This is a genomic window from Mesorhizobium sp. P171375 (genome assembly GCF_057786075.1).
In genome coordinates this window covers 3124321-3140561 of sequence record NZ_JBYNWF010000001.1, presented here as the reverse complement: position 1 = coordinate 3140561, position 16241 = coordinate 3124321, and the positions used below count along the sequence as shown (strand labels likewise).

Genomic DNA, 16241 nt, shown 5'->3' with positions numbered 1-16241 from the left:
CCTGTTTGCGCGTCCTCGCGCCTTCGGCGCTGCGGTTGCGCGACTGGGCGGGAATCTCTTCCGAGCGGAGTTCTAGAAGCAGGTCAGGCATGGATGGAGCTCGCGCGACAATGGTCCGGGCGGGGCATAGCAACTCGGCTGGCCGCTGTCACCCTTTCCGGAAATTTTGACCGCGCTGTCGGGCCGCACCCACCCCACCCGTCCTTGGATCAAAGATTTCCATGAACCAAACGCAGCGCTGAAGCGACCAACGCTCAGGCAGGGAACCTATTGGCTGAACGACCATGAAAACGGCATCGAGACTTCTCCAGATCATCGCGCTCAGCGCCTGTTTCGCTGCGCAGGTGCATGGCGCCTTCTCGATGCCGGGTGTGCGGCAGGCAATGCGGACCATGGCCGGATCGAGCAGCCAGAGCTCGCCTGATGTAACCTACACCGTTTCCTTTTCCGCCTAGGCGGGATCCGGCTGCTCCGAGGTCTCCTCCAGAGCTGCCGCCGGCTGGGCCGTCTGCCGTCGCGAGATCTCCTTGACGACCTCCAGAAAGGCCAGGCTCAAGAACACGCTGACGACATCGGAGGCCATCATCGCCAGACTTGCATTCTGCAGCTCCGGAATTTGCTCCGCTTTCATGCTGAACCGAAAAGCGACCCGGTCGAATATGTTGGAGGCGAGCCAGACGAACCACCAGATCGCCAATATGCCCGGCGCCTGCTCTGTCTTCCAGCTTTTCGATCCGCCGCTCGCCCGCCAGATCTCAGCCATCGCCTGATATGGCTTCCAGAGATTGGCGACCGGGATGAAGTACCAGCCGATCGCCCAATTCGGCGTGAACTCCATATCCGTGGCGCCGAGCGCCCTGGCGTTCTTGTTGGCCAGCCTTATCCAGGCAAGGATGCTTATTCCCGCCACCAGCCAGAGAACGACCTGGATGATGCCGACAATCCTCTGCCTGTTGTCGCTCGAATCGGCGGCCGCCGAAACGTCGTAATCAAGGCTTCCAGTTCCGTTGCCGATGTCGACCAGAAGCTGGAACTCGAAATAGCCGGACACGACAGCGATGACGTCGACCGCTATGAGGACCCACAAGATGCGGATCACCCAAATGGTGCTTGCCGAAAAGTCCTTGAAGATGCTCACGCCAGCCCGCTCCTCATCCGCGCCCTGCACAAGCTAGACGCGCAAAGGCCGACGCTCAAGCGGGCAGCACCGATCGGTCAGGTCAGGCCGCCAGTCCGCCGGCCTGGGTCATGAGGAACGCCTCGCCGCAGGCTTTCGCCAGATTGCGCACGCGCAGGATGTAGCTCTGCCGCTCGGTCACCGAAATCACGCCGCGCGCATCGAGCAGGTTGAAGACGTGACTGGCCTTGATGCACTGGTCATAGGCCGGGAAGACCATGCGGTGCATCGGCAGATTGTCATTCGAGGCCGGGGCGCCGGCGGCGAGCAGCGCCTTGCACTCGGCTTCGGCGTCCTCGAAGTGCCGGAGCAGCATGGCGGTGTTGGCATATTCGAAATTGTGCCTGGAATATTCCTGTTCGGCCTGCAGGAAGACCTCGCCGTAGGTGACTTTTTCAGCACCTTCGCGACCGTTGAAATTGAGGTCGTAGACATTGTCGACGCCCTGCACATACATGGCCAGCCGCTCCAGGCCGTAGGTCAGTTCTCCCGCCACCGGCGCGCATTCGATGCCGCAGACCTGCTGGAAATAGGTGAATTGCGACACTTCCATGCCGTCACACCAGCACTCCCAGCCGAGCCCCCAGGCGCCCAGCGTCGGGCTTGCCCAGTCGTCCTCGACGAAGCGGATATCATGCAGCAGCGGATCGACGCCGATCGCCTCGAGCGAGCCGAGATAGAGTTCCTGCAGGTTCGGCGGGTTGGGCTTCAGGATCACCTGGTACTGGTAGTAATGCTGCAGCCGGTTGGGATTCTCGCCATAACGGCCGTCCTTCGGCCGGCGCGAGGGTTGGACATAGGCGGCGTTCCAGCCGCGGGGTCCGAGCGCGCGCAGCGTGGTTGCCGGATGGAAGGTGCCGGCGCCGACCTCCATGTCATAGGGCTGCAGGATGACGCAACCATAGGCGGCCCAGTAATTGTGCAGGGTCAGGATCAGCCCCTGGAACGAACGGCTGGGATGCATATGGTCTGACGTCACGGCGGCCTCGCAAAGCGCGAAAAAGAAGACATTCCCTAGTCGCCGGGCCGGCAAGCGTCAAGGCAGCGCCTTGCGCCGCCTGGCCCGGGAGGTTGAACGCTTTGCTTCCGGCTGGCCCATTGCCGGACGGAGCCGGCGGCCGTCTGCTCGCCTGAGTTCCAACGACAAAGGTTCAGCCATGCAAGGCCAGCTCACCGTACGCCCCGTCACCCGGCAGGATTACGAGCAATGGCTGCCGCTGTGGGACGGCTACAACGCCTTTTACGGCCGCTCGGGCGAGACCGCCCTGCCACGCGATATCACTGCAATGACCTGGTCGCGCTTTTTCGATGCCTATGAGCCGATGCATGCGCTGGTCGCCGAGAGCGACGGCAAGCTTCTCGGCCTTGTCCATTTTCTCTACCACCGCACCACCACGGCGATTTCACCGAACTGCTATCTGCAGGACCTTTTCACCAATGGGGCGTCGCGCGGCAAAGGCGTTGGCCGGGCGCTGATCGAAGGCGTCTACGAGCGGGCGCAAGCCGCCGGCTCGGGCCGCGTCTACTGGTTGACACACGAGACCAACCACACGGCGATGAAGCTTTACGACAGGATCGGCGAGCTTTCGGGGTTTGTCGTCTATCGAAAAATGTTCTGAAAACAAAAACGGGGCTCAGTGAGCCCCGTTTGATTAGAAGTATGGCCGTTTTACCCTTTCGGCGCAGGCGCCGGAGCGACCGGCTTGACCTTCGGGGTTTCCTGCGCGGTGTTGGATTCGATGGGCGGCAGGCCCTTCATCAGCTTCTGCTGCAAGGTGGCAAGCACATCGGGATCCGGCTTCAGGTCGCGCGCCTGGTTCCACTGGAAGGTGGCTTCGAGCTTGCGGCCGACGCGCCAGTAGGCATCGCCGAGATGGTCGTTGAGCACCGGATCTTCCGGCTTGAGCGACACGGCGCGCTCCATTTCACGCACGGCGTCGTCGAACCGGCCCATGCGGAAATAGGCCCAGCCCAGCGAATCGACGATGTAGCCATCGCTCGGCCGCAGATCCACGGCCTTCTGGATCATCGCCAGGCCTTCCTTGAGGTTCATGTTCATGTCGACCCAGGAATAGCCGAGATAGTTCAGCACCTGCGGCTGGTCGGGGAACAGTTCCAGCGCCTTGCGGAAATTCGGCTCGGCCTTCGGCCATTCCTTCAGCCGCTCATAGGCGATGCCGCGCTGGTAATAGATGTTCCAGTTGGCATTGGTCGGCGTCTTCAGCACCTCAACCGCCTTGTCGTAGAGGGTGGCGGCGGAGCGGAAATCTTCCTTCGAGGCATAGACCCCGCCCAGCGCCAGATAGGCGCGCATGTCGTCGGGGTGGGCGTCGACGAAGGCTTTCAGATGGGCGATCGCCTCGTCGTGACGGTTGAGATCGGCAAGGTTGAGGCCGAGTTGCAGGTCGGAAAGCTCCTTCAGCGGCGAGGAGGCCGGAATGCGGCGGTAAAGCGCAATGGCGCCTTCGCCGTCCTTCAGCTGCTCCGCAACCGCGGCAAGCTGCACCAAAGCGGCGTCGCTGTCGGGCTTCAGCGCCAGCGCATATTGCAGATAGAGGCGCACGAACGGCTCGCCGCCGCCGCGATTGAGCGCGATGGCGAGGTCGAGCAGGATTTCGGAGGCGCCTTCCGACGGGCTGGAGACGAAGGGCTCGATCTTGTCACCCTTGCTGATCCTGTCGCGAAGCGACTGGATGTCGAGCTTGCCCGGCGCGAAGTCCTCGGCCTTGTCGAGCACGTAGAGCGCCTTGTTCTTGTCGCCCTTGCGGGCCAGGAAAGACGCATAGGCCTGTGCGTTGCGCATCCATGTCTCGGGCGCGGCACCGCCGGCCGTGGTGTCGGTCAGGGTCGCGTCATAGAGCGCATCGGCCTTGTCCGACATGCCTGAGGCATCGGCGATCAGCGCGCGGTGGAAGGACTTGAACAGGCCGAACCAGTCAGGCCCCTGCAGTTTGTCGATGGAGGCCATCGCCTCGGTGGCATCGCCTGCGCCCTCTTGCGCCCAGCCGGACATGACGCCGGAAATCAGGCGGTCGAGATCGGATTCGAGCGACAGCTTGAGCCAGTACTGCGCCTTGGTGAAATCCTTCTTGTGGAAGGAATCGACCGCCAGCGCCAGCCGCGAGAAGCGCTCGACATCGGGAACTTCCTTGAGCTTGTCGGCATAGACAAGCGATTCCTCGAAGCGCCCCTGCGCGATCAGCGACAGCATCAGGCTTTGCTGCAGCGAGGTATCGCCGGGATTGAAGGCCAGCGCCTGCTTGTAATAGGCGATGGCATTGTCGAGGTCGTTGTCGCCTTCGGCGATGCGGGCGGCGAGATAGGCGCCCGAGAAGGATGTGATCTTGACCGGGTCGGTCGATTCCTTGGCGTAGGCGGGCAGCGGAGAAATCGCCATGCCTGCCACAATTGCCAGCCCCGCGAGCCAGCGCGCACGTCCTTGCTGCATCGTATCCCTTTCAGCCAGACGCGACCCGCACACAGGCGGGACCGCCATAGACTCGATGTTTCCGGACAAAGCATGGCCTTTTTGGGGTCAGGCTTCAATCCGGGCCGAATTCACAATCGGGTCACCCGATTAACAAACCATGGCGACGCACACACTGTCGGTTCGGGATAATAGCAGATCGGGGTTGGGAGCTACAGCCTGACATCGCGATATCCGCCCGCCGCGACGGTGCTGCACAGGCCGGCCCACTCGCAACCCTGGCAGGCGTCACGCGTCACGCCGGTTGAAAAGGCCGCGCGCAGGCTGGCGAGCGTTGCCGCGTCGAGGCTGAAGCGGGCGCCGGCCTGGATCCGCCGGGCCAGCAGTTTGCCGACGTCGCGTGCCGCCAGCTCGTCCCGGCCGGCGGCGCTTTCCCCCGAACAGTGGGATTCGGCCTCGCCGAGCATCGGCTGGCAGATGTCGTCTGGGCCGGAGACGATCAGAACATCCTCGCCCCGGCCAAGACGTTTCGCGATCGCGTCATAATTGGCGATGAAAGCTGCGCTGTACCCTTTGCCGACATAGGTCAGCAGGCAAAGCAGATGATGGGAGCGCAGTCTGACGGTCATCGGTCTCTATGATGCCTTCCCAGCCGGTTCGGTCTTATTGCCGGAGAAGAGCTTGAGTGTCGCGGCGCCGAGCGCCGATTTCAGCAAGCCGCCGACCAGGAAGGGCAGGAAGCCGAAGGTGATGGCCTGTTCAAGGCCGATCATGACGGCGAGCCAGGCGGTGCCAAGAACCAGACAGGCGAGGTTGCCGAGGACCATGGCGGCGAAGGCGAGCAGCACGCGGCTGCCATTCCAGCCGCGTTCGGCCAGCCAACCGACAAGCGCGCCGACAAGCGGGAAAGCGAAGAGATAGCCACCGGTCGGCCCGACGAAATGCGACGCACCCGCTGCCCCTCCGGCCAGAACCGGAAAGCCTACGGCGCCCTCGACGAGCCAGGCCGCAATGGTGATGGCGCCAAGCCGCCAGCCATAAAGTGCGCCGATCAGGGTCACGGCAAAGGTCTGCATGGTTACCGGGACCGGCACCATCGGCACTTCGATGTAGGACGACAGCGCCAGAAACAGCGTGCCTAGGACGACGGCTCCGACCTGCCAGCCAAGCGAGCGGGTCTGCAGGCGCAACGGGCTGAAGGAGGGCTTGGCGGGCGAAAAAGCGATGTCGGTCATGGCGGCTTCCCTGGCTGGTTTCAAATTATAGATAATTTTGTTGTTCGATCTATTATCGAATCCATATTTGCACGGGGATGGCAACCCCTCGCCCTGAAAAAGGCTGGGAGCCCATCCGAAATAGCGATGATCGTAGATCCGCGTCTCGCGCGGCTAGCCGACGATGGCGAAGGCTTCGCGCATCTTGCCGGAAGCGGTCTTGACCGGTTTCTGGCCGATCCACTGCACGTGCCGGCCAAGGGTGGCAGCGGCCGATTCGATGTTGCCTTGCCTGAGTGCGCTGAGAATTGCGCGGTGATCCTGGTCGGTGCGGATTTCCCATTCCGAGCGCCAGGCGGCGAACAGGAAGCGCGCGCTTGCCGCATGCAAATCGTCGATGGTGGCGATGAGCCGCGGCATGCCGCAGGGCGCCAGGATCAGCCGGTGGAAAGTGCGGTTGGCCTCCTCCCAGGAGCGGACATCGCGGGATTTGTCGCCGGCCTTTGTGGCTTCTTCGGCAAGGTTGAGAATGGCCGCCGTCAGGTGCGGCGCGGCGTTGCGCAGCGCCAGAACTTCGAGCGCCGCCCGCATTTCGGCGACTTCCCTGACCTCGCCGAGGTCGAAAGAAGCGACGCGCACGCCGCGCCTGGGCTCGCCGATCGCCAGCCCTTGCGCCTCCAGGCGCCGGAAGGCCTCGCGCACCGGGACATGGCTGGTCTGGAATTCCTCGGCGATGTGATCCTGCCGCAGCCGGGCCCCCGGCTCGATCGCGCCTGATATGATGCGATCGGCGAGCACCTTGCTGATGCGCACGGCGATGGTGTCGTCTGCGGTCTTTGCCATGTTTTATAGATAATTTGCGGCGTGCCGCTTTGTCGAGCCGGCCGCTGTGCGATTTCGCGGCAAAATCGCTCGGCGCGCCGGGCGCCGGTCAGTTCACCCGGCTGATGCAGAAGTCGATGACGTCGATCAGCGCCGATTTCTGCGGCGTCGCTTCCAGCGGCGCCAGCGCGTCGCGGGCGATCTCGCCGAAATGGCGGGCGCGGCCGATGGTGTCGGCAATCGCGCCATGGCGGGTCATCAGGCCGATCGCCTTTTCCAGCCCGGCATCGTCGGTGACATTGTCCTCGATGGCGCGCTTCCAGAAGGTACGTTCGGCCTTGGTGCCACGCCGGTAGGCGAGGATCACCGGCAGCGTCACCTTGCCCTCGCGGAAATCGTCGCCGATATTCTTGCCCAGCTCCAGGCTGGAGCCGCCATAATCCAGCGCATCGTCGATAAGCTGGAAGGCAAGGCCGAGATTCATGCCGTAGGAGCGTAGTGCGGCGCGATCGTTGCGCGTCGCCAGCGCGATGACTGGGCCAACCTCGGCGGCGGCCGAGAACAGTGCGGCGGTCTTGGCTTTGATGACGGCGAAATGCTCGTCCTCGGTGGTGTCGAGGTTCTTGGCGGCGGCCAGCTGCATCACCTCGCCCTCGGCGATGATGGAGGCGGCGCTGGACAGGATGTCGAGCGCTTCGAGCGAGCCGACATCGACCATCATGCGGAAAGCCTGGCCGAGCAGGAAATCGCCGACCAGCACGCTGGCCTGGTTGCCCCAGATCATGCGGGCGGTCTTTTTGCCGCGGCGCATGCCGCTCTCGTCGACGACATCGTCATGGAGCAGCGTGGCGGTGTGCATGAACTCGACCGAGGTGGCGAGCTTGACGTGGCCTTCGCCAGAGTAGCCGAACATCTGGGCGGCGGCGAGCGTGAGCATGGGGCGCAGCCTTTTGCCACCCGACGAGATCAGATGGTTGGCGACCTCCGGAATCATCTCGACGTCGGAGCCAGCCTTGGACAGGATCAATTCGTTGACGCGGCCCATATCGGCTGATGTCAGCTCGATGAGATCCTTGATGGAAGCGGGTTCCCGCTTCCCGTTTTCGATGTTGAGAACGACACCCACCAACAAACACTCCCGTCTTGATCACGTGTGCGACGGCACCCTGGTCCCTGCAAGGACTCTAGGGCGGCACATACCGGCACGGCAAGAGGCGAATTGGCGCGGCTGCGGTGACGACGTGTCAACATTCGAGATAGAGCATGGCGTTATCCGAAAACCGCTTCACACTTTTCGGCACCATGCTCCAGCGTTTACATCAACGATGCAACCTGCGAACTTCGTCCGATGATAGAACTCGTCCGCACCAACGATGCCGTGATCATCTCCTTTGTCGAATTGCTGATGCGCGATGCCGGCATTGCCTGCTTCGTCGCCGATCAGAATATGAGCATTCTCGAAGGGTCGATCGGTCTTTTGCAGAAGCGCGTCATGGTCGACGCCGACCAGGCCGATCAGGCGCGGCGTATCCTGAAAGACGCCGGCATCGAGAACGAAATCCGCCAGAAATAATGGCTGAAGCGAGCGCCCTCGCCGGTGACACGCCGGCACACACGGTCGATGCCTTCCATCGCGGGCGCTTCTGGCTGGTGCAGCCCACGACCGGCCATCGCGCCGGCATGGATGCCATGATGCTGGCGGCGGCGGTGCCGTCCGCCTTTGCCGGGCGGTTGGCCGATTTCGGCGCCGGCGCGGGTGCGGCGGGCCTGGCCGTGCTGTCTCGCTGCCCAGCGGCTGAGGTCGTGCTTGTCGAACGCTCGACCGAGATGGCGGGATTCGCCGCGACGACACTCGCCCATCCCGGCAATGCGCATCTCGGCAACCGCGCCTCGGTGCTGACAGCCGATGTCACGCTGTCGGGCCGGGCGCGCACGCAGGCCGGCCTTGCCGACAATTCCTTCGATTTCGTCATCATGAACCCGCCCTTCAACGGGGCGCAAGACCGCGCCACGCCTGACCCGCTGCGCCGGCAGGCGCATGTCATGGAAGACGGACTGTTCGAAAGCTGGATCAGAAGTGCGGCCGCCGTCGCAAAACCCCGAGGTGGCCTGGCCGTCATCGCGCGGCCTGAACAGCTCCGCGATCTCCTCGATGCCTTGTCGGGCCGCTTCGGCGACGCCGAGATGCTGGCCGTCCACCCACGCCCGGAAGCAGCAGCAATCCGCATTGTCGTGCGGGCAGCACTCGGCGCGCGTGGAAAATTGTCGATCCGCCCGCCGCTGATGCTGCATGCCGAGACGGGCGATGGCCCGTCGGAACAGACCGAGATGATCAACAACGGACTGGCATCGCTGTTCAGCGATTGATTTGGGGCTGAGCATGCCGTTGCCGCAAAGCGGCAGCGCGACATGCATTCGCCCCAAAACCGCGGCATTGCCGTTGGCCAGCAAATCCCTACATGCCCAGAGCAAGATCCGCGACGCCCGAGGAATTTCTTCCAAAACTGATCTATCTTGCTCTTTTGCCACTGGAGACAGCCACCTCGTGAAACGCCTTTTCAACCGCCTGCTGCCGAAATCCTGGCGCTCCAGCGTCGTCACCATTCCCGTCATCAGGTTGCACGGCACCATCATGCCCGGCGGCGGCCAGTTCCGACCGAGCCTGTCGCTCGCCTCCACAGCCGCCCTCATCGAAAAAGCGTTCCTGTTCGACGCGCCGGCCGTCGCCATCTCGATCAATTCGCCCGGCGGCTCCCCGGTGCAGTCGCGACTGATCTTCAAGCGCATCCGTGATCTCGCCGTCGAGAAGAACAAAAAGGTGCTGGTCTTCGTCGAGGATGTGGCGGCCTCGGGCGGCTATATGATCGCGGTCGCCGGCGACGAGATTTTTGCCGATCCGTCCTCCATCGTCGGATCGATCGGCGTGGTCTCTGCCTCGTTCGGTTTTCCCGAGCTCATGAAGAAGATCGGCGTTGAACGCCGCGTCCACACCGCCGGTCAGAACAAGGCGGTGCTCGATCCGTTCAAGCCGGAGAAGAAGGAAGATATCGAGCGCCTGAAGGCGCTGCAGCTCGAGGTGCACGAGACCTTCATCGACCTGGTCAAGGAGCGCCGCGGCACCAAGCTGAAGGACGATCCGGACCTGTTCACCGGTCTGTTCTGGACCGGCAAGAAGGGGCTGGAGCTTGGCCTCGTCGATGCGTTGAGCGACATGCGAACCGTGCTCAAGACCCGTTTCGGGGCGAAAACCCAGCTTCGGCTGATCACGGCCCCGCGAGGCCTGTTCGGCCGCATCGGCCTGTTCGGCTCGAACTTTTCGGCGCCCGAGATTGCGGCCGCTGCCGCCAGCGGCGTGATCGATGCGGCGGAAGAGCGCGCATTGTGGGCGCGCTTCGGGCTTTGAAAAAGCGGGGAAAGCGTCTAGCATGAGAGCTTGACAGTCTGCCTTGCCGCCTTGCGAGGGAGGAGTTTTGAGATGCCGCAGATCATTTTCTTCGCGATTGTCGGCGCCGCCGCCTATTTCGGCTACCGCACCTTCATCCGCGAGGCCGAGCGCGTGACCGCCAAGGTCCGGCGCACCGAAAAGCAAGCGGCCAACGGCGCCAACGGCACGCTGGTCAAGGATCCCAAGACCGGCGAATACCGCCTGGCCAAGGACTGAGCATCATCCCGTCAACAGCCGACACTGTGGATGCCGCAGCCCGGACATGGCTGGCACCCGCCAAGATAAATCTAGCGCTGCATGTCACCGGCAGGCGTGCCGACGGCTATCATCTGCTTGAGAGCCTGGTCGTTTTCACCCGCTTCGGCGACAGGGTCGAGATCGAACCTGCCGACAGCGACCGGTTCTCCGCAGCGGGCCGCTACGCGACTTCTGTGCCGATAGACGACAGCAATCTGGTGGTGAAGGCGCGCGAGGCGCTGCGCAGCCGGGCAGGCCAGCAGAGCACGCCGCCGGTTGCCATCCGGCTGGAAAAGAACCTGCCGGTCGCCTCCGGCGTCGGCGGCGGTTCGAGTGACGCCGCGGCGGTGCTGCGCGGTCTCGTCCGGACCTGGGAACTCGACATCGGCGAGGCCGAACTGGTGCGGATTGGTCTCACGCTCGGCGCCGATGTGCCGATGTGTCTTTCCGCAAAACCACTGGTCGCGCGCGGCATCGGCGACGAGCTGTCACTGGTGCCGGATTTTCCGGCACTCGCTTTGGTGCTGGTCAATCCCGGCGTCGCCGTTTCCACGCCCGACGTGTTCAACGCACTTGGGAAGCGGGACAATGAAGGGCTGCCTCCGCTGCCGCGCGGCTTCGACTTCCACAGCATGCGCAACTGGCTGGAGATTACCCGCAACGATCTCGAGGCCCCGGCGCAGGCGATACAGCCGCCCATCGGCAGGGCGCTTTCCCTGTTGAACCGGGCCGGGTCGGGATTCTCGCGCATGTCGGGATCCGGCGCGACATGCTTCGGCCTGTTCGAGACCGGCAATGTCGCCAAGCGCGCCGCGGCCGAGATCCGCAGCCGCGAACCGGACTGGTTTGTCGCAGCGACGCGCAGCATCGCATCGGAGGGGGCCGATGGCCAAAATTGACGAGAGCCGCCCGTTCATCCCGGTGCGCATCGCGGTGCTGACGGTTTCCGATACACGCAGCCTCGCCGACGACAAATCCGGTCAGACGCTGGCCGATCGCATCACCGAGGCCGGCCATGTCCTCGCCGCGCGCGACATCGTCACCGACGATCGTGAAAAGATCCGCGATACGGTCCTGGCATGGTCCCGGGACAAGGAGATCGATGTCGTCATCACCACCGGCGGCACCGGCTTCACCGGCCGCGACGTGACGCCGGAGGCGCTGGAGCCGATCTTCGAAAAGCGCATGGACGGCTTTTCCGAAGTGTTTCATCGCATTTCCTACGACAAGATCGGCACCTCCACCGTCCAGAGCCGGGCGACCGGCGGCGTCGTCAACGCCACCTTCGTTTTCGTGCTGCCGGGCTCGCCCGGCGCCTGCAAGGACGCCTGGGATGGCATCTTGAAGCCGCAGCTCGACTACCGCCACATGCCCTGCAACTTCGTCGAGATCATGCCGCGCCTGGACGAGCATTTGCGCCGCGGCAAGGCCGGCTCGTAAAGCAAGGCGGATAGCGGTTCAGCGCTGCCTTTGTCAGGCGGAATGGCAGCTACGCCTTCGAGAGGTCATTTCCTGCGAGTTGCCTAAGGCGTAGTCTGCGGCCAAGTCACTCAAGGCGGAATGATCCGATGAGAACGTATCGCGGCGGCTGCCATTGCGGCGCCATCCACCTGACATTCGAAACTGGCATCGAACCATCCGACATGGAGATCCGCGCCTGCCAATGCGCTTTCTGTGTCCGGCATGGCTCGCGCGCTGCCGCTGACCCGCAGGGACGATTGATCGTCTCCGTCGAGGATGAAGCCCGACTGCACCGATACCGGTTCGGCTTGCGCACCGCCGACTATCTCATCTGCCGCGACTGCGGCGTCTATGTCGCGGCTGTGACCACCGACGGCGGCGACCCCAAAGCGATCGTCATCGTCAATGCGCTCGACGACCGACTGCGGTTCGGTCGCGAGCCGGTTCCAATGGACTATGATGCCGAGAGCCGCGAGGGCCGCATGGCCCGGCGGCAGGCGCGCTGGATGCCGGTGGAGATCAACGTCAGCGGATGACCGGTTCGCCGTGGAAGCGGCGGCGCGAGGGCGGCGACACACCGAAGCCGACCTCCATCATCAGCCGTGGCTTGCGCGACGGCACGGTGCCCATGTGGAAGCCGAACGGGTCCTCGACAAAGCCGAGACCTGCCTCGCCAGTCAGCGTGACCGGGCTGTCGTCGCCATAGACCTTGAGCACCTCTTCCGCCGGATGGCCGACCAGCAGCGTCAGCTGGTGCTTGAGGCTGCGCCTGTTGTGGCTGCCCCTAACGTACACATGCGGGCCGGTGCCGGCATCGCAAGGCTTCAGGTAGAAGAAGAATTTCAGCATCCGCCAGTCGTCGAGATCGAAATGGTATTTGCCGAGGGAGGCAAGGTTCTTGTCGGCATCGGAGGCCTCGCCGGTCGGAAAGCTCCACCAGACGCGCGTGGTGATCAGCTTTGCCTGCCCGCCGAGATAGTGCTGGGCGATGTCGAGCAGAAGCGGATCGTTCTGGATGGCGAGCGCAGCCTTGCAGCCGAGGATGCGCTCGAAATAGTGGCCGCTGAGCAAAGAGCGGCCGAAACGCTTCTCGGCCTCGCCATGATCCCCAGGCATGAATTCGAGCCGGCGATCGAAATTGCCGAAGCATGGCGTGCTTTGCGCGAAGCTGGCGATCTCCTCATGGATCGCCTGCGGCAGCACCAGACCAGAGAACAACCCATCGCTGCGCAGCGTTTCGACGATCGACTTGAGCTCGACGCCCCTGAACATCGTAGCCCCGGCACTCTGCGCCGGGCGCGCGGCTTTGGCACCCAGCCAGTGCAGCTTGCGCGCCGGCATGGTGCGGGCAAGCATGAACATCGGCAGCCAGGCCGGGTTCTCGCGCATATCCTTGAGATAGGTCGGGATGCGCACGGCAATGCGGCGGAGCAGGCTGCCATTGCGAGCGATGGCTTCCAGGCTGGCGGCGCCGGATTTGTCAGGGGTCGAAAGGTTCATCGGGGTCCTCGGGTATGAACGGAAGCCGACACAGCGTCGGTTGCTCACCGCTCCGGCAATACCCAAACCCAATTGTCCCGCACTGAGGGGAATGCTACCCCCGCGTCATATTTTGTGCAATGCACAACAGACAACGCACCTGCAAAATTCACGCGGGCTAATGAATGGGCAAAGCTTCGGGCGCCCGCGAACCGCCGAGCAAAAGCACCTTACTTCGGCGGCGCCACCCAGATCTCGGCATTGAGCCTCTTCGTCGCCAGGCCGCGAGCGATGGCCTCGGCGCTACGGGCGCTTTTCGCCAGGGACGAAGCTTGGCGCTTGCTGATGACCAGACCTTCGGCCAGCGCCCGGTTTCCCCGGAGCACCCGCGCCAGGAACGGTGCGCGGCTGCCGCGCGAACGGGAAAAGCGCGCCGGCATGGTTTGCCGCGCCGTGTGGGCGACAACGTCATCGATCCAGCCTTCCGAAAGCCGCGCGCCAGGTTCCAGAAACAGCAGCCAGTCGCCTTTCGCCTGCCGGATCCCGGCTGCAATGCCGCCGGCGACGAAGTGACAGCCGGCGTGATCGGCGACACGATGCGTCTGGTCGGTCGAGCCGGTGTCGCAGACGATGACATCGCGCACCACGCCCTCGACCGCACCGCCGATCAGCGAGGCGAGCGTGCGGGCAAGGCCCTCTTCGTCATCCCGGGTTTCGATAAGAACGCTGAGCATATTTAGCCGAATAGCGGAAAGCCTGGCGCAGCGCCAGTTTTGCATTGCACAACAAAAAAGTTCTTGCTTTGTTCTCATCGGCAAAATAGGATTATTTTCATGAACAGACCGAATCGACAGCCGGCCGACAGTCCCTGGGAGAGGGCAAAAATGGAACATATCGTGCGTGCGGACATTGCAGCCTTCGGAGCAGGACGCGCCGAAATGGCCAATGCGATGATCGAACAGAGCGGCATGCGCGTCCGTCCGGACCGCAACCGCGGCCGTTCGGCCGGCATCAATCCGTCCGGCCGCTTCGAGCCCGTCAGCCGGCATGTGTTCGACGACGGCTGGAATTCGCTGGAGGAACTGCCGCCGTTCAAGACCGAGGTGCAGGTCGAGAAGCCGCGCACCATCATCACCCGCAACGAATCGCCCGACATCTCCTTCGACCGTTCGATCAACCCCTATCGCGGCTGCGAGCATGGCTGCGTCTATTGCTTTGCGCGGCCGACGCATTCCTTCATGGGCCTGTCGCCGGGGCTGGATTTCGAATCGAAGCTGTTTGCCAAGCCGGATGCGGCGCGGCTGCTCGACAAGGAACTGTCGAAGGACGGCTACCAGCCGCGCACCATCGCCATCGGCACCAACACCGATCCCTACCAGCCGATCGAGAAGCAATACCGGATCATGCGCGAGATCCTCGAAGTGCTGGAGGCGCGCGGTCATCCGGTCGGCATCGTCACCAAATCCCATCTGGTGACGCGCGACATCGACATATTGTCGCGGATGGCCGAACGCGGGCTGGCCAAGGTGGCGCTGTCGGTGACGACGATGGACCGCATGCTGGCGCGCACCATGGAGCCGCGCGCGTCAACGCCGACCAAGCGGCTGGAGGCGATAAGGCAGCTTTCGGATGCAGGCATTCCGGCCTCGGTCATGGTGGCGCCGATCATCCCCGGCCTGACCGACCAGGAGATGGAACGCATCCTCGATTCGGCCCGTGCCGCCGGCGCCCGCGAGGCCGGCTATGTCATCCTGCGCCTGCCGCTGGAGGTGGCGCCGATCTTCAAGGACTGGCTGCTGCGCCACTATCCCGACCGCTACCGGCACGTGATGTCGCTGATCCGTTCGATGCGAGACGGCAAGGATTACGATTCGGAGTGGGGTAAGCGCATGAAAGGCGCCGGACCTTATGCCTGGCAGATCGGCCGGCGCTTCGAGATCACGGCCAAACGGCTCGGCCTCAATGCCGAGCGGCGGACGCTCAGGACCGACCAGTTCGTCGCCGCCGCCAATGCGACCGAGCAGCTGATGCTGCTCTAAAGACCATCCCTGCCCCGCCATCGTTGGCTGGGCAGGCGAAGAAATCCCGTCCGGCCTGTCCCCCGGCCTGCAGACGGTGCCCTCCCGGTCTTGCCCCACTCGACCCTGGAGGGACTTGCGGAGAATCGGAGCCGATGCGAACCTCGCCGCAACATGGCTCGCGCGCGTTCCGATTCTCCGCTTCTTTTCGAAATCGTCGAGAAGCCCGACTTCTCCTTCGAGACGAAGGCGATGGCCGAAGGTCTGTGGCCTGTCGCAGGCATGGACGAGGCCGGCCGCGGTCCATTGGCTGGGCCGGTGGTGGCGGCGGCGGTGATCCTCGATCCCGCCAACATTCCCGATGGTCTCGACGATTCCAAACGGCTCAATCATTTGCAGCGCGAGGCGCTGTTCCTGAAAATCCTCGGGTCCGCGCTCGGTGTGTCGATGGCCTCGGTGAGTGCCGAAGGCATCGACGGCAGCAACATCCTCAAGGCGAGCCTGGAGGCGATGCGCCGGGCGCTTGCCGGCCTGCCGATACAGGCGAAGCTGGCGCTGGCCGACGGCCGCGACGTACCGCCGGGTCTCATTTGCGAGGGCCGCGCGCTGATCAAGGGCGACCAGCGCTCGCAGTCGATCGCCGCCGCCTCGATCGTCGCCAAGGTGATGCGCGACCGCATGATGTGCGGTTGCGGCAGCCACCACGAGCGCTACGGCTTCGAGGTCCATATGGGCTACGCCACGGTCCGGCATCGGACGGCGATCGAAGCGCATGGGCCGGTGGCAAGGCTGCACCGCGCGTCGTTCGCGCCGTTCAGGCTGGGTGGTGTTGAGGTGGTGGAAGAAGAGGGTTTTGTCGGGTTGGAGTGAGCCGGCGGCGGCACAGCTGATCTCCCCCCTTGTGGGGGAGATGTCCGGCAGGACAGAGGGGGCGCTGTCCCTCCAGCCTGTCAGCCTATGG

The 16241-nt window shown here is 63.8% G+C and carries 20 protein-coding genes; 11 read left to right on the top strand and 9 right to left on the bottom strand.

Annotation, left to right across the window (positions count from 1 at the left end):
- The first annotated feature begins 166 nt into the window (after window positions 1-166).
- The gene (locus tag ACYHH6_RS14970; RefSeq protein WP_352584539.1) at window positions 167-424 is read left to right on the top strand and encodes a hypothetical protein; all 258 of its coding nucleotides are present in this window, start codon (window positions 167-169) and stop codon (window positions 422-424) included.
- A 27-nt stretch (window positions 425-451) separates the two neighbouring features.
- Here the strand turns inward: ACYHH6_RS14970 and ACYHH6_RS14965 are convergent, their stop codons facing one another.
- Window positions 452-1138, bottom strand: coding sequence for a DUF4328 domain-containing protein (locus ACYHH6_RS14965; protein ID WP_352584537.1), 687 nt, complete (start codon window positions 1136-1138; stop codon window positions 452-454).
- Window positions 1139-1220: 82 nt separating this feature from the next.
- Window positions 1221-2141, bottom strand: coding sequence for a glycine--tRNA ligase subunit alpha (locus tag ACYHH6_RS14960; protein ID WP_352585222.1), 921 nt, complete (start codon window positions 2139-2141; stop codon window positions 1221-1223).
- A 193-nt stretch (window positions 2142-2334) separates the two neighbouring features.
- Between ACYHH6_RS14960 and ACYHH6_RS14955 the strand changes: the two genes are divergently transcribed.
- A complete protein-coding gene (locus tag ACYHH6_RS14955) occupies window positions 2335-2796 on the top strand; it encodes a GNAT family N-acetyltransferase (protein ID WP_352584535.1) in 462 nt (153 codons plus the stop codon).
- Window positions 2797-2846: 50 nt separating this feature from the next.
- On the opposite strand, the gene ACYHH6_RS14950 is transcribed toward ACYHH6_RS14955, so the two are convergent.
- The 5 genes from ACYHH6_RS14950 to ACYHH6_RS14930 form a co-directional block, all read right to left on the bottom strand.
- A complete protein-coding gene (locus ACYHH6_RS14950; protein ID WP_352584533.1) occupies window positions 2847-4625 on the bottom strand; it encodes a tetratricopeptide repeat protein in 1779 nt (592 codons plus the stop codon).
- Window positions 4626-4816: 191 nt separating this feature from the next.
- Window positions 4817-5233: a DUF1284 domain-containing protein gene (locus ACYHH6_RS14945; protein WP_352584531.1), complete on the bottom strand. Its 417-nt coding sequence runs from the start codon at window positions 5231-5233 to the stop codon at window positions 4817-4819.
- A 6-nt stretch (window positions 5234-5239) separates the two neighbouring features.
- A complete protein-coding gene (locus ACYHH6_RS14940; RefSeq protein ID WP_352584529.1) occupies window positions 5240-5839 on the bottom strand; it encodes a biotin transporter BioY in 600 nt (199 codons plus the stop codon).
- A 153-nt stretch (window positions 5840-5992) separates the two neighbouring features.
- Entirely contained in the window at window positions 5993-6661 is a 669-nt protein-coding gene (locus tag ACYHH6_RS14935; protein WP_352584527.1) for a GntR family transcriptional regulator, read from the bottom strand.
- A gap of 88 nt (window positions 6662-6749) precedes the next feature.
- The gene (locus tag ACYHH6_RS14930) at window positions 6750-7766 is read right to left on the bottom strand and encodes a polyprenyl synthetase family protein (RefSeq protein WP_352585221.1); all 1017 of its coding nucleotides are present in this window, start codon (window positions 7764-7766) and stop codon (window positions 6750-6752) included.
- Window positions 7767-7988: 222 nt separating this feature from the next.
- On the opposite strand from ACYHH6_RS14930, the gene ACYHH6_RS14925 reads away from it, so the two are divergent.
- From ACYHH6_RS14925 to ACYHH6_RS14895, 7 genes are all read left to right on the top strand, one after another.
- Window positions 7989-8213: a putative signal transducing protein gene (locus ACYHH6_RS14925; RefSeq protein ID WP_488500441.1), complete on the top strand. Its 225-nt coding sequence runs from the start codon at window positions 7989-7991 to the stop codon at window positions 8211-8213.
- The gene (locus ACYHH6_RS14920) at window positions 8213-9007 is read left to right on the top strand and encodes a tRNA1(Val) (adenine(37)-N6)-methyltransferase (RefSeq protein ID WP_352584525.1); all 795 of its coding nucleotides are present in this window, start codon (window positions 8213-8215) and stop codon (window positions 9005-9007) included. Before ACYHH6_RS14925 ends, ACYHH6_RS14920 begins: the two co-directional genes overlap by 1 nt.
- 178 nt (window positions 9008-9185) lie before the next feature.
- Window positions 9186-10043: a S49 family peptidase gene (locus ACYHH6_RS14915; protein WP_352584523.1), complete on the top strand. Its 858-nt coding sequence runs from the start codon at window positions 9186-9188 to the stop codon at window positions 10041-10043.
- A 72-nt stretch (window positions 10044-10115) separates the two neighbouring features.
- A complete protein-coding gene (locus tag ACYHH6_RS14910; protein ID WP_112567004.1) occupies window positions 10116-10301 on the top strand; it encodes a hypothetical protein in 186 nt (61 codons plus the stop codon).
- Between the two features lie 26 nt (window positions 10302-10327).
- The gene (locus tag ACYHH6_RS14905) at window positions 10328-11221 is read left to right on the top strand and encodes a 4-(cytidine 5'-diphospho)-2-C-methyl-D-erythritol kinase (RefSeq protein ID WP_352584521.1); all 894 of its coding nucleotides are present in this window, start codon (window positions 10328-10330) and stop codon (window positions 11219-11221) included.
- Entirely contained in the window at window positions 11208-11762 is a 555-nt protein-coding gene (moaB, locus tag ACYHH6_RS14900; RefSeq protein ID WP_112567011.1) for a molybdenum cofactor biosynthesis protein B, read from the top strand. Before ACYHH6_RS14905 ends, moaB begins: the two co-directional genes overlap by 14 nt.
- 128 nt (window positions 11763-11890) lie before the next feature.
- Entirely contained in the window at window positions 11891-12319 is a 429-nt protein-coding gene (locus ACYHH6_RS14895) for a GFA family protein (RefSeq protein WP_352584519.1), read from the top strand.
- Here ACYHH6_RS14895 and ACYHH6_RS14890 read toward each other — a convergent pair.
- Window positions 12309-13283 carry a hypothetical protein gene (locus tag ACYHH6_RS14890; protein ID WP_352584517.1) on the bottom strand — a complete coding sequence of 325 codons (975 nt, stop codon included), beginning with the start codon at window positions 13281-13283 and terminating at the stop codon, window positions 12309-12311. The genes ACYHH6_RS14895 and ACYHH6_RS14890 overlap by 11 nt on opposite strands.
- 209 nt (window positions 13284-13492) lie before the next feature.
- A complete protein-coding gene (locus ACYHH6_RS14885) occupies window positions 13493-13996 on the bottom strand; it encodes a glycosyltransferase (RefSeq protein WP_352584516.1) in 504 nt (167 codons plus the stop codon).
- 150 nt (window positions 13997-14146) lie between these two features.
- On the opposite strand from ACYHH6_RS14885, the gene ACYHH6_RS14880 reads away from it, so the two are divergent.
- On the top strand, window positions 14147-15301 hold the full coding sequence (locus ACYHH6_RS14880) for a PA0069 family radical SAM protein (RefSeq protein ID WP_352584514.1): 1155 nt from the start codon (window positions 14147-14149) through the stop codon (window positions 15299-15301).
- Between the two features lie 153 nt (window positions 15302-15454).
- On the top strand, window positions 15455-16150 hold the full coding sequence (gene rnhB / locus ACYHH6_RS14875) for a ribonuclease HII (protein ID WP_352584512.1): 696 nt from the start codon (window positions 15455-15457) through the stop codon (window positions 16148-16150).
- Window positions 16151-16241: the final 91 nt, after the last annotated feature.

Bases quoted from the DNA above. Each gene is read 5' to 3' on its own strand.
- ACYHH6_RS14960 (WP_352585222.1), bottom strand. From the start codon at position 2,141: ATGCATCCCAGCCGTTCGTTCCAGGGGCTGATCCTGACCCTGCACAAT.
- ACYHH6_RS14955 (WP_352584535.1), top strand. From the start codon at position 2,335: ATGCAAGGCCAGCTCACCGTACGCCCCGTCACCCGGCAGGATTACGAG.
- ACYHH6_RS14950 (WP_352584533.1), bottom strand. From the start codon at position 4,625: ATGCAGCAAGGACGTGCGCGCTGGCTCGCGGGGCTGGCAATTGTGGCA.
- ACYHH6_RS14945 (WP_352584531.1), bottom strand. From the start codon at position 5,233: ATGACCGTCAGACTGCGCTCCCATCATCTGCTTTGCCTGCTGACCTAT.
- ACYHH6_RS14940 (WP_352584529.1), bottom strand. From the start codon at position 5,839: ATGACCGACATCGCTTTTTCGCCCGCCAAGCCCTCCTTCAGCCCGTTG.
- ACYHH6_RS14935 (WP_352584527.1), bottom strand. From the start codon at position 6,661: ATGGCAAAGACCGCAGACGACACCATCGCCGTGCGCATCAGCAAGGTG.
- ACYHH6_RS14925 (WP_488500441.1), top strand. From the start codon at position 7,989: ATGATAGAACTCGTCCGCACCAACGATGCCGTGATCATCTCCTTTGTC.
- ACYHH6_RS14920 (WP_352584525.1), top strand. From the start codon at position 8,213: ATGGCTGAAGCGAGCGCCCTCGCCGGTGACACGCCGGCACACACGGTC.
- ACYHH6_RS14910 (WP_112567004.1), top strand. From the start codon at position 10,116: ATGCCGCAGATCATTTTCTTCGCGATTGTCGGCGCCGCCGCCTATTTC.
- moaB (WP_112567011.1), top strand. From the start codon at position 11,208: ATGGCCAAAATTGACGAGAGCCGCCCGTTCATCCCGGTGCGCATCGCG.
- ACYHH6_RS14895 (WP_352584519.1), top strand. From the start codon at position 11,891: ATGAGAACGTATCGCGGCGGCTGCCATTGCGGCGCCATCCACCTGACA.
- ACYHH6_RS14890 (WP_352584517.1), bottom strand. From the start codon at position 13,283: ATGAACCTTTCGACCCCTGACAAATCCGGCGCCGCCAGCCTGGAAGCC.
- ACYHH6_RS14885 (WP_352584516.1), bottom strand. From the start codon at position 13,996: ATGCTCAGCGTTCTTATCGAAACCCGGGATGACGAAGAGGGCCTTGCC.
- ACYHH6_RS14880 (WP_352584514.1), top strand. From the start codon at position 14,147: ATGGAACATATCGTGCGTGCGGACATTGCAGCCTTCGGAGCAGGACGC.
- rnhB (WP_352584512.1), top strand. From the start codon at position 15,455: ATGGCTCGCGCGCGTTCCGATTCTCCGCTTCTTTTCGAAATCGTCGAG.